Source organism: Streptomyces sp. NPDC046465 (genome assembly GCF_040646035.1).
Taxonomy (GTDB): Bacteria; Actinomycetota; Actinomycetes; order Streptomycetales; family Streptomycetaceae; genus Streptomyces.
In genome coordinates, this window is record NZ_JBEYZK010000012.1 from 289,867 (window position 1) to 301,610 (window position 11,744).

The following is an 11,744-nucleotide window of genomic DNA, read 5'->3' on the forward strand; positions in this document are numbered from 1 at the left end:
TCCGCCCCGGGGAGGATGACGCGGCCCCCACCCTGAACGCCGGAACGGTCCCCGACCAGGGCGGTACGAGGCCACCTCCCCGGCGCCCGGACCGGGCCCGTACGCTGTCCTTCGTGGCAGAACCAGTGGTGCGCATCCCGGATGCGAAGGTCGCCCTGTCGACGGCCTCGGTCTATCCGGAGTCGACGGCGACGGCCTTCGAGATCGCCGCGCGCCTGGGGTACGACGGCGTCGAGGTCATGGTCTGGACCGACCCGGTCAGCCAGGACATCGAGGCCCTGCGCAGGCTGAGCGACTACCACCAGATCCCGATCCTCGCCGTCCACGCGCCCTGCCTCCTCATCACGCAGCGCGTCTGGTCCACGGACCCCTGGATCAAGTTGCAGCGCGCGAAGGCCGCCGCCGAGAAGCTGGACGCCTCCACCGTCGTCGTGCACCCGCCCTTCCGCTGGCAGCGGCAGTACGCGCGCGACTTCGTCGACGGAATCTGGCGGATGGCCGACGAGACGGACGTCCGGTTCGCGGTGGAGAACATGTACCCCTGGCGCTACCGCGACCGCGAGATGCTCGCGTACGCCCCCGACTGGGACGTCACCAAGGACGACTACCGCCACTTCACCGTCGACCTCTCGCACACCGCGACCGCCCGCACGGACGCGATGGAGATGGTCGAGCGCATGGGCGACCGGCTCGGCCACGTCCACCTCGCCGACGGCAAGGGCTCGGCCAAGGACGAGCACCTCGTCCCCGGCCGCGGCACCCAGCCGTGCGCCGAGCTCCTGGAGCGCCTGGCGACCACCGGCTTCGACGGGCACGTCGTCATCGAGGTCAACACCCGGCGCGCGATGTCCAGCGCGGAACGCGAGGCCGACCTCGCGGAGGCGCTCGCCTACACGCGGCTGCACCTGGCGTCGGCCGTGCAGGTGCCCCGCTCATGACGCGCGGCGCGCAGCCGGAGGCCACCGCGCCGCGCCGCCGCGGACGCCCGTCCCGTACACAGTCGGAGACCGCGCCCGCGACCCGCGACCAGATCCTCCGGGCGGCCCGCGAGGAGTTCTCCGAACGCGGCTACGAGAAGTCGTCCGTACGCGGCATCGCCAAGGCCGCCGGGGTCGACCCGGCCCTCGTACACCACTACTTCGGTACGAAGGAGCAGGTTTTCGAGGCGGCCATCACGGTCGCCTTCGCGCCTGCCCTGGAGGCGCCCGCCGCGATCGAGGAGGGCCCGCTCGACGGGGTCGGCGAGCGCTTGACCCGCTTCGTCTTCGGCGTCTGGGAGAACCCCGCGACGCGCGCCCCGCTGCTCGCCATCGTGCGCTCCGCGATGAACAACGACACGGCCGCCGCGGTCTTCCGCCGCCTCATCGCCACCCAGCTCCTCGGGCGCATCGCAGGCCGCCTGGACCTGCCGGACGCGGAACTGCGGGCCGAGCTCGCCGCCGCGCAGCTCGTGGGCATCGCCATGCTGCGGTACGTGATCAAGGTCGAGCCGCTGGCGTCGGCGGACGCGGAGCAGATCGTGGCGCGGGTGGCTCCGGTGGTGCAGGGGCATCTGACGGGGCCGTGAGGCCAGTCGCACACTCCGTAGAGGGCGCCGGAGGGGTGGCCGAGGGGTGCCCGAGGGGTGCCGAACCACGATCGCTCACCGAGACAGTCGTCCCGCCATTCGGACAGCCTGTCCAGATCCTGGAGCGGCGGCGTACGCTCGACAGCAGTCCTATCTCTCCGTAGATCGCCGATTTCCTGAAGGAGCGAGCGACGATGCCCGAGCTCAGGTCCCGCACTGTCACCCACGGCCGCAACATGGCGGGCGCCCGCGCCCTTATGCGCGCCTCCGGTGTACCCGGGGCCGACATCGGGCGGAAGCCGATCATCGCCGTGGCCAACTCCTTCACGGAGTTCGTGCCCGGCCACACCCACCTGCAGCCCGTCGGCCGCATCGTCTCCGACGCGATCAGCGCGGCGGGTGGCATCCCCCGCGAGTTCAACACGATCGCCGTGGACGACGGCATCGCGATGGGCCACGGCGGAATGCTGTACTCCCTGCCCTCCCGCGACCTGATCGCGGACTCGGTGGAGTACATGGTGGAGGCGCACTGCGCCGACGCCCTGATCTGCATCTCCAACTGCGACAAGATCACCCCCGGCATGCTGATGGCGGCGCTCCGCCTCAACATCCCGACGGTCTTCGTCTCCGGCGGCCCGATGGAGGCCGGCAAGGCCACCCTGGTCGACGGCACGGTCCGCAAGCTCGACCTGGTCAACGCGATCAGTGACGCGGTCGACGAGAGCGTCTCCGACGAGGACATCCTCCGTATCGAGGAGAACGCCTGCCCGACCTGCGGCTCCTGTTCCGGCATGTTCACCGCCAACTCGATGAACTGCCTGACCGAGGCCATCGGCCTCTCCCTGCCGGGCAACGGTTCGGTGCTCGCCACCCACACCGCCCGCAAGGAGCTGTACGAGCGCGCGGGCCAGACGGTGGTCGACATCACCAAGCGCTACTACGACGGCGACGACGCCTCCGTCCTGCCGCGCAACATCGCCACCCACGCCGCCTTCGAGAACGCCATGGCCCTCGACATCGCCATGGGCGGCTCGACGAACACGATCCTGCACCTGCTCGCCGCGGCCCGTGAGGCCGAGGTCGACTACGACCTGGGCGACATCGACGCCGTCTCGCGCCGCGTCCCGTGCCTGGCCAAGGTCGCGCCGAACGCCGCGCCCACGACGACGTACTACATGGAGGACGTGCACCGCGCGGGCGGCATCCCCGCGCTCCTCGGCGAGCTGTACCGCGGCGGCCTCCTCAACGAGGACGTGCACACCGTCCACTCGCCCTCCATCAAGGAGTGGCTGGGCGCCTGGGACATCCGCTCCGGCTCCACCTCGCAGGAAGCCGTCGAGCTGTGGCACGCGGCCCCCGGCTGCCGCCGCTCCGCCGAGGCGTTCTCGCAGTCCGAGCGCTGGGACACCCTCGACACCGACGCCGCGAACGGCTGCATCCGCGACGTCGCCCACGCCTACTCCAAGGACGGCGGCCTCGGCGTCCTCAAGGGCAACATCGCCGAGGACGGCTGCGTGGTGAAGACCGCGGGCGTCGACGAGTCGATCTGGACCTTCGAGGGCCCCGCGGTCGTCTGCGACTCGCAGGAAGAGGCCGTCGAGAAGATCCTCAACAAGGTCGTCAAGGAAGGGGACGTGGTGGTCATCCGCTACGAAGGCCCCAAGGGCGGCCCCGGCATGCAGGAGATGCTCTACCCCACCTCCTTCCTGAAGGGCCGCGGTCTCGGCAAGGCCTGCGCCCTGGTCACCGACGGCCGCTTCTCCGGCGGTACGTCGGGTCTGTCGATCGGCCACGCCTCGCCCGAGGCCGCGTCCGGCGGCACGATCGCGCTGGTCGAGGACGGCGACCGGATCCGCATCGACATCCCGGCCCGCTCGATCGAACTCCTCGTCCCCGAGGATGAGCTGGCCGCCCGCAAGGAGGCCCTCGGCGGCGTCTACGCACCCAAGGCCCGCGAGCGCAAGGTCTCCGCCGCCCTGCGCGCGTACGCGGCGATGGCGACGAGCGCCGACAAGGGTGCGGTCCGGGACGTGTCGCTGCTCGGCTGAGAGCTGAGACCCGAAACCTTTTGGGGCGCGGGCGCGTCCTTGGTGTGAGGAACACGCCAAGGCGCGTCCGCGCCGCTGTGTGCTGTGTACGGGGGAGAGCACCGTGAGCGAGAACGTCATCACACCCGAAACACCCGAAGTCGCCGATGAGCCCTTGACGGTCGCAGGAGCCATGACGGCGGGCCAGGCCGTCGAGGCCCTGGCCGCCAGGACCTACCCGATCGCCGCGGACGTCAACGTCCGCTCGGGCCCCGGCACTTCGTACGACAAGGTCGGCCGCCTGCGCGCCGGTACCCGCGTCTCCATCGCCTGCCAGAAGCCCGGCGAGACGGTCACGGGCCCGACCGGCACGTCGAAGCTCTGGGACCGGATCGGCAGCGGCCGCTACATCTCGGACACGTACGTCCGTACGGGCAGCGACGGGTACGTGGCGCCGCGCTGCTGAGACCCGACCGTCACGCTAGATCGCACGCTGACGCCGGACCGCACGCTGGCGCTGGATCAGGTCGGCCACCGCCCGGCAGCCCAGCCGCCCGGCCGAAGAAGCCGAACGGCGCTCCCGGCGGTCCCACACAGGTCAAGGCGAGGGCGCCGGAGGCTGGAGGTTGGAGGCCGGAGGCTGTAGGCCGGTGTTCAGCCGGACTTCGGCGGCTTCGTCGCGTCGTAGGCGAACACGGTGTTCCGGGCGGCCGTCACGACCACCACGCTGCCCGTGACGGTCACGCGCGGGCTGGCGTTCGTCTCGCCCGCCAGGCCCTCGGCGCGCGGCAACGTCGTCCCGAGGAGCTCGCCCTTGCGCGAGGAGAGCGAGACGACCCGGCCGCTGGCCGAGCTGAGGTACAGCGTCCCGTCGCCGTCCCCGCCCACCGGCCCCGACACGCCTTCCACGCCGGTCTGCCGCGACCACTTCTTCCGGCCCGTCGCCGGGTCGAACGCCGAGACGAGCCCGGTCTGCCCGCTCACGAAAACGGTGCCGTCGGCAAGGCCGGGCGTCCCGTCGTACGTCTTCGGCAGCCGGGAGTACGTGACCTCGTGCGCGTCCGGGTCCACCCGCGTCACCCCGTCGTACCCCACCGACTCGTACCCTTCCCGGCGCTGGTGCAGGAGTACGAGGTCGTCGTCGGCGGTGCCGACCGGCATGGCGGGACCCTTGACGGGGACGGCCTTGCCGAGCCGCCCGGAGGCGAGGTCGACCACGTGCAGGGAAGGGTGACGCACCGAGTCGTCGGACACCTCGGCGCGTGGCGCGCACATCGCGTACAGGCGGGCGCCCGCGGGAACCGGGGCACACTGCGTACCCGAGGGGAACGGCTGCTTCCAGGCCACCCCGCCGCTGTGCGCCCGCCGGGCCTCGAAGCGGCTGTTCGACGCGTCGACGGTGACGACGGTCGAGTCGATCACCACGGCGTCCTGCGTACGTCCCGTCACCGCCGTGGACTGTGCGCCGGACGGCACCGACCACAGCTCCTCGCCCTTGTCCGCGTCGAGGGCGACCACTTCGGTGGCGCCCTCCTGCGGCGATCCCTCGGCCCCGATGCGGTAGCCGAGCACGGTGTCACCGGTCACGCCCACCAGGTGCATGCCCTGCATCGGGACGCCGGGGCTTTTCTCCGTCCAGACGCGGGAGCCGTCGGAGAGCCTGAGCCGGGCCGCGACGACGCTGCCGCCCCCGCAGAACAGCGCGTCACCGCGCGCCACGCAGCGCAGCTCGTCCGGGATGTCCGGCCGCCCGCCCGCCACGGTCTTGCGCCACGGCTCGAAACCGCCCGGCAGCCGCGCCCCGGCCGCCGCGATGTCGCGGCCCTTGTCGTCGGCGCCGCCAGGACCGTCCGAGCCACCGGCCCGTACCACCGCGACGCCGCCGCCGATCGCGGCCACAGCGACGGCGGCCGCAAGCACCGGCCGCCAGCGCCGACGCAGCCGCGCACCGATCAAGGTCCCGGAACCGATAGGAGAACCGGAACCGGAAGGAGAACCGGAACCGGAAGGGGAAGGGGAAGGGGAACCGGAATCGGAAGGCGCCGACACGGCGGCGGGCACCGGAGTGTGATCGTCCGTAGCCAGATGGTGCTGCGTGTCCATCTCGCGGATGCTGCGCGGCCCGACGGCGGGCCCCGCCGTACCCCCCAGGTCGTAGGGCAGATCCCGTAGTTGTACGAGGAGTTCGTCCGCCGAGGGCCGCACGTCCGGGTCCTTGGTGAGACACGGCTCGACCACCGCGCGCAGCGCCTCAGGCACCTGCCCCAACGACGGCGGCTCGTGCACCACTTGGTAGGCCGTCATGTACGGACTGTCCGCGTCGAAGGGTCCCTGCCCCGTCGCCGCGTAGACCAGCAGCGTGCCCAGCGAGAACACGTCGGAGCGCGGCCCGACCCCGCGCGGCGCCTGCAACTGCTCCGGGGACATGAACGGCGGCGTACCGATCACCCGCCCCGTCATCGTCAGCGTCTGCTGGTCCGCCGCGCGCGAGATCCCGAAGTCGATGACGCGCGGGCCCTCGGGAGAGAGGACCACGTTGGACGGCTTGAGGTCCCGGTGCACGACACCGACGCGGTGGATGTCGCGCAGCGCCTCCGTCAGGCCGATGGCCAGCGTGCGCAGCTCGGCGCCGCCGATGGGGCCCATCTTGGCGATGTGCTGGGCGAGGGTGTGCCCCTCGATGAACGCCGTGGCCATCCAGGGGTGCTCGGCCTCGGGGTCGGCGTCGATCACGGCCGCGGTGAAGGCGCCGCTGACCCGGCGGGCCGCCGCCACCTCCTGCCGGAAGCGGATCCGGAACTCCTCGTCGTCCGCGAACTGCCGGTGGATCAGCTTGATCGCGACGGGCCGCCCCGACGCCGTGCGCGCCAGGTACACCGTGCCCATGCCGCCCGAACCGAGGCGCGCCTCCAGCGGATAACCGCCGATCTCCTCCGGGTCTCCTCCGCGGAGCGTCATGCTCACCGGCCTCCCCGTGTACCCCAGTACCCCTATTACGTCACGTCTTCCGCCGTCCAAACTAGTCGCCGGGCGGTATGGCCTGGCAAGGAGGGGGACGAAAAGGGCGCGCCCGCGTTTCGCGGGCCGTCGGGCACGGCAGGCGATAATCAAACGGTGAGCGACGAACCCGGCACCCAAGGCCCCTCCACCGACACGGCCGACCCCACCGGCCCTTCCGACCCCACCGGCCCTTCCGGCCCGGCGGACCCTTCCGGCCCGGCGGACCCTTCCGGTACGGCGGACGCCTCCGCTCCGTCCGGCACCGCCCCCGGCCCGCAGCCCGAGCCCATCCGCTTCTTCGGCACGACGTGGGTCGCCCACGACGGCGGCTACGGCGTTCGCCGCGCCGGCGTCGCCGTCGGCTCGCTGCTCGCGGCGGTCGTCGGCTGCTTCGTCCTGCGCTTCGCCTACGAGGGCCTGGCCATCGCGGCAGTGGGCCAGTTCGTGAACCTGCTCGTCGTGGTGATGTTCGCGATCTGCAGCGCCATCGCGTTCCGCCGCGCCTGGGACGGCTTCTCCCGCCGCCACGACGCGGCCTCGCAGGCCTCGACGCGCGGTCTGATGACGATCGGCTTCGTCGGCAGTCTCCTCGCCTACTTCCTCCGCTCCCTGAAGGAGGCCCCGGGCGAGAAGCTGCACCGTGAGGAGTACGAGGCGGCCTGCGAACAGTACGAGAAGCGCACGGCACGCCGCACGGGCAACCCCTCCCGCAAGAACAAGCGGAAGCGCTGAGGCGCCGCGCCACCGCCGCCCCGCGCCACCGCCGCCCCGCGCCACCGCCGAGCCGCGCCACCGCCCCGAGTCACCGCCGCCCCGCGGGGCCATGACCGCGGGACGGTCGAGGACAGCGACCTCGGGGGGTCCGGTGGGACCGGTGCATCCCATGCCGGGGCCGCCTGATTGGCGTGTGTCCGCCTTGACGGGCCCCGTCGGCGGGAGGATTATTCATCACATGGTGAATAAACGGAGTCCGGCAACCACCCCCGAGGTTTCGGCGCCCCGCCCCACCGGCCCCGCCGCGAGCCCGGCCGTCCTGGCCGAGAACCTGACCGCCGTCCGAGGCCCCCGCACCGTCCTGCGCGGCCTCGACTTCACCGTCCCCCGCGGCCAGATCACCGGCCTCCTCGGCCCCTCCGGCTGCGGCAAGTCCACGCTCATGCGCGCGATCGTCGGCACCCAGGCCAAGGTCACCGGCGTCCTGCGGGTCCTCGACCACCCCGCCGGAGCCCCCGCCCTCCGCTCCCGCATCGGATACGTCACCCAGAATCCGTCCGTCTACGACGACCTGACCGTCCGCCAGAACCTCGACTACTTCGCGGCCGTCCTCGACCCGGGCCGGGGCGCCGCCGAGCGCCGCCACGCCCACGTCACCCGCGTACTCGACGACGTCGCCCTCACCTCGCACGCCGACTCCCTGGCCGGCAACCTCTCCGGCGGCCAGCGCAGCCGCGTCTCCCTCGGAGTCGCCCTCCTGGGCACCCCCGAACTCCTCGTCCTCGACGAACCGACCGTCGGCCTCGACCCCGTCCTCCGCCGCGACCTGTGGAACCTCTTCCACGCCATCGCCACCGACCGCGGCGCCACGCTCCTCGTCTCCTCCCACGTCATGGACGAGGCGGAGCGCTGCCACCGCCTCCTCCTCATGCGCGAGGGCGAGCTCCTCGCGGACGACACCCCCGACGCCCTGCGCACCCGCACCCACTCCGAAACGGTCGAAGCGGCCTTCCTCCACCTCGTGGACGAAGCGGCCGCCACGGACACCCCCACCCTCACCAGCACCCCCACCGTCACCCACGCCGACGCCGACCGCCCGGCCCCGCCAGGGAGCAGCCCCCGATGAACGCCTACCGCACCCTCGCCACCGCCGCCCGCGTCCTGCTCCAGCTCCGCCACGACGTGCGCTCCATCGCGCTGATGATCCTGGTCCCGTGCGTGATGCTGCTCCTCCTGCGCTACGTGTTCGACGGCAGCCCGCAGACCTTCGACTCCATCGGCGCCGCACTCCTCGGGATCTTCCCGCTCATCACGATGTTCCTGGTGACCTCGATCGCCACCCTCCGCGAGCGCACCTCCGGAACCCTCGAACGCCTCCTCGCCATGCCCCTCGGCAAGGGCGACCTCATCGCCGGGTACGCCCTCGCCTTCGGAGCCGTGGCCGTCGTCCAGTCGGCCCTCGCCACGGGACTCGCCCTGTGGGCCCTCGGCCTGGACGTCACCGGCTCCGCCTGGCTGCTGCTCCTGGTCGCCCTGCTCGACGCCCTCCTCGGCACCGCGCTCGGTCTCTTCGTCTCGGCCTTCGCCGCCTCCGAGTTCCAGGCCGTCCAGTTCATGCCCGCGGTGATCTTCCCCCAGCTCCTGCTCTGCGGACTGTTCACGCCCCGCGACCGGATGCAGCCGGTCCTGGAGTGGATCTCCGACGTCCTCCCCATGTCGTACGCGGTCGACGGCATGAACGAAGTCCTCCACCACACGGAGGTCACCGGCGACTTCCTCCGCGACGCCGTCATCGTCGCCGCCTGCGCCGTCCTTGTCCTGGGCCTCGGCGCCGCCACCCTGCGCCGCCGCACGGCCTGACCCACCCGCTCCCCAGGCGAGCCCGCTCCCCAATGCGAGGATGGCCCTCGGACGACGCAACCCCGGAGGCCCCCGTTCATGAGCAGCAACACGAGCCAGAAAGTCGCCGTACTCGGCACCGGAAAGATCGGTGAAGCCCTGCTCAGCGGCATGATCCGCGGCGGCTGGGCGGCCACGGACCTCCTGGTGACCACCCGCCGCCAGGAACGAGCCGACGAACTCCGCACCCGCTACGGCGTCACTCCCGTCAGCAACGCCGACGCCGCCAAGCAGGCCGACACCCTGATCCTCGCCTGCAAGCCGCAGGACATGGCGAAGCTGCTCGACGAACTCGCCCCGCATGTCACCCCCGACCGCGTGGTCATCAGCGCCGCCGCAGGCATCACCACCGCCTTCATCGAAGAGCGCCTGCCCGAGCGCACGCCGGTCGTCCGCGTCATGCCGAACACGCCTGTCCTGGTCGACGAGGGAATGTCCGTCATCTCCGCGGGCAGCCACGCCTCGGGCGACGCGCTGGCCCACGCGGAGGCCATCTTCGGCGCCGTCGGCAAGACGCTCCGCGTCCCCGAGACCCAGCAGGACGCCTGCACGGCCCTGTCAGGATCGGGCCCCGCGTACTTCTACTTCCTCGTCGAGGCCATGACGGACGCGGGCATCCTCCTCGGCCTGCCCCGCGACAAGGCCCACGACCTGATCGTCCAGGCGGCGATCGGCGCGTCCGTCATGCTCCGCGACAGCGGCGAGCACCCGGTGAAGCTCCGCGAGAACGTCACGTCCCCCGCGGGCACGACGATCAACGCGATCCGTGAACTGGAGAACCACGGCGTGCGCGCGGCCCTCATCGCGGCCCTCGAAGCGGCCCGCGACCGCAGCCGCGAACTGGCCTCCGGCAACAGCTGACACGCCTACCGGCCCCCTCCATGCCGGGACCGGCATGGAGGGGGCGGCATGGAGAGGGCGGCCTACCGCATGTCCCCTACCGGCGGCAGCAGCCCGATCGCCCGATAGGCGCCGTCCACCGTCGGCTTGGCCATCCCTCTGGCCCGCTCCGCTCCCCGCCGCAGCACCTCATCCAGGTACGCGGGGTCCGCCACCAGCTCCTTGTGCCGCTCCTGCACGGGCCTGAGCAGCTCCACCACGGCCTCGGCGGTGTCCTTCTTCAGTGCGCCGTACGAGTCGTAGGCACCGCTCAAGGCTTCCGGGTTCCCACCTTGGCAAGCCGCGAGGATCTCCAGCAGGTTCGATACCCCCGGCTTGGCAGCGCGGTCGAACGCGACTTCGGACCCGCTGTCCGTGACGGCCCGCAGGATCTTCTTGCGCGCGACCTCCGGCTCGTCGAGCAGATAGATGATCCCGGCCCCGGCCTCGTGGGACTTGCCCATCTTCGACGTCGGGTCCTGCAGGTCCATGACCCGCGCCGCCACCTTGGGCGGCGTGGCCCGCGGCACCACGAACGTCTGTCCGTAGCGCTGGTTGAACCGCACCGCCAGGTCCCGCGTCAGCTCGACGTGCTGGGTCTGGTCCTCCCCGACCGGCACCTCGTCGGCGTCGTACGCCAGGATGTCCGCCGCCATCAGCACGGGATAGGTGAGGAGCGACAGCCGAACACTCCCGCCCCGCGCCTGCTCAAGGACGGACTTCTCCTTGTACTGGATCATCCGGCGCATCTCGCCGTCCGTCGCGACGCACTCGAGGAGATACGAGAGCCGGGCGTGCTCGTCCACATGACTCTGGGCGAAGACGGTGGCCCGCTCCGGATCGATCCCGGACGCGAGCAGCAGCGTCGCCGCCTGCCGACTGAGCCTGCGCACCCGCCCCGGATCGTGCTCCACGGTCAGGGCGTGCAGATCGACGATGCAGAACAGGGCATCGGACCGGTACTGATCGACCTCAGCCCACTGCCGGATGGCTCCCAGATAGTTGCCCAAGGTCAGATGCCCCGTCGGCTTGACCCCGCTGAAGATCCTCGTCATCTCTCCGCCTTCTGGTCAGGACCACCGGCCCGGCCGCCGGGCTCCAGGTCCTCCAGGGGGAGAAACAGAAACGGCCGCCGAGGCGGCGGCCGTTGAGTACATGCGTATGTACGGCCGCCCTCAGGCGGCCCACCACAGTTGGGCGTACGCACGTGTAGTCACGTCCTCCAGAGTAGACCCCCCAGGGGGCGCCGTCCTGGGGTTGACACGCCTGGGGCTGCTACGTAGTGTTCTCCGAGTTGCCCGACGTGAGCGTCGACCACTTGGTCGGTCCCCGGGCAGCCATTCCGCAAGAACCATTCAAGCGATCGACGTCGTGCGCCCTTCTGGGACTCGCCTTCGGTTTGTCTTCATGCGTATTTGCGAAATGAGGAATCGGCGTTCGAAAGGACGCCCCCGATTAGGTCGGGAGCCAGGATTCCGCTAAAGTCTCACTCGTCGGAACGGCCCAACAGCCGCGAAGACAACCCCACTTCGACTGGGAGTCAGGCCCGAAAGGATCTGATAGAGTCGGAACCGCCGGAAAGGGAAACGCGAAAGCCGAAAGGCCGGAGCGGGAACCGGAAAGGCACCGAGGAAGTCGGACACGAAAGAGTCTGATAG

At 71.3% G+C, this 11,744-nt stretch carries 10 protein-coding genes; 8 read left to right on the top strand and 2 right to left on the bottom strand.

Features of this window, described 5'->3' with window-relative positions:
- Positions 1 to 113: 113 nt before the first annotated feature.
- The 4 genes from ABZ953_RS20910 to ABZ953_RS20925 all read left to right on the top strand — a co-directional run bounded on the left by ABZ953_RS20910 (position 114) and on the right by ABZ953_RS20925 (position 4,060).
- Positions 114 to 938, top strand: coding sequence for a sugar phosphate isomerase/epimerase (locus ABZ953_RS20910; RefSeq protein ID WP_361725854.1), 825 nt, complete (start codon positions 114 to 116; stop codon positions 936 to 938).
- Positions 935 to 1,567: a TetR family transcriptional regulator gene (locus ABZ953_RS20915; protein WP_361725857.1), complete on the top strand. Its 633-nt coding sequence runs from the start codon at positions 935 to 937 to the stop codon at positions 1,565 to 1,567. The genes ABZ953_RS20910 and ABZ953_RS20915 overlap by 4 nt, the downstream gene beginning before the upstream one ends.
- Positions 1,568 to 1,761: 194 nt before the next feature.
- The gene (gene ilvD / locus ABZ953_RS20920) at positions 1,762 to 3,615 is read left to right on the top strand and encodes a dihydroxy-acid dehydratase (RefSeq protein WP_361725860.1); all 1,854 of its coding nucleotides are present in this window, start codon (positions 1,762 to 1,764) and stop codon (positions 3,613 to 3,615) included.
- A gap of 172 nt (positions 3,616 to 3,787) precedes the next feature.
- Positions 3,788 to 4,060, top strand: coding sequence for an SH3 domain-containing protein (locus ABZ953_RS20925; protein ID WP_361725925.1), 273 nt, complete (start codon positions 3,788 to 3,790; stop codon positions 4,058 to 4,060).
- Between the two features lie 188 nt (positions 4,061 to 4,248).
- On the opposite strand, the gene ABZ953_RS20930 is transcribed toward ABZ953_RS20925, so the two are convergent.
- On the bottom strand, positions 4,249 to 6,552 hold the full coding sequence (locus ABZ953_RS20930; protein ID WP_361725863.1) for a protein kinase: 2,304 nt from the start codon (positions 6,550 to 6,552) through the stop codon (positions 4,249 to 4,251).
- A gap of 330 nt (positions 6,553 to 6,882) precedes the next feature.
- On the opposite strand from ABZ953_RS20930, the gene ABZ953_RS20935 reads away from it, so the two are divergent.
- The 4 genes from ABZ953_RS20935 (at position 6,883) to proC (ending at position 10,068) form a co-directional block, all read left to right on the top strand.
- Positions 6,883 to 7,326 carry an EamA/RhaT family transporter gene (locus ABZ953_RS20935; RefSeq protein WP_361725927.1) on the top strand — a complete coding sequence of 148 codons (444 nt, stop codon included), beginning with the start codon at positions 6,883 to 6,885 and terminating at the stop codon, positions 7,324 to 7,326.
- 220 nt (positions 7,327 to 7,546) lie between these two features.
- A complete protein-coding gene (locus ABZ953_RS20940) occupies positions 7,547 to 8,434 on the top strand; it encodes an ABC transporter ATP-binding protein (RefSeq protein ID WP_361725866.1) in 888 nt (295 codons plus the stop codon).
- Positions 8,431 to 9,168 carry an ABC transporter permease gene (locus ABZ953_RS20945; protein WP_361725869.1) on the top strand — a complete coding sequence of 246 codons (738 nt, stop codon included), beginning with the start codon at positions 8,431 to 8,433 and terminating at the stop codon, positions 9,166 to 9,168. Before ABZ953_RS20940 ends, ABZ953_RS20945 begins: the two co-directional genes overlap by 4 nt.
- A 78-nt stretch (positions 9,169 to 9,246) precedes the next feature.
- A complete protein-coding gene (proC, locus tag ABZ953_RS20950; protein WP_361725872.1) occupies positions 9,247 to 10,068 on the top strand; it encodes a pyrroline-5-carboxylate reductase in 822 nt (273 codons plus the stop codon).
- A gap of 62 nt (positions 10,069 to 10,130) precedes the next feature.
- Here proC and trpS read toward each other — a convergent pair whose 3' ends face one another.
- Positions 10,131 to 11,141, bottom strand: a complete 1,011-nt coding sequence (gene trpS / locus ABZ953_RS20955; protein WP_361725875.1) for a tryptophan--tRNA ligase — start codon at positions 11,139 to 11,141, stop codon at positions 10,131 to 10,133.
- Positions 11,142 to 11,744 lie beyond the last annotated feature (603 nt).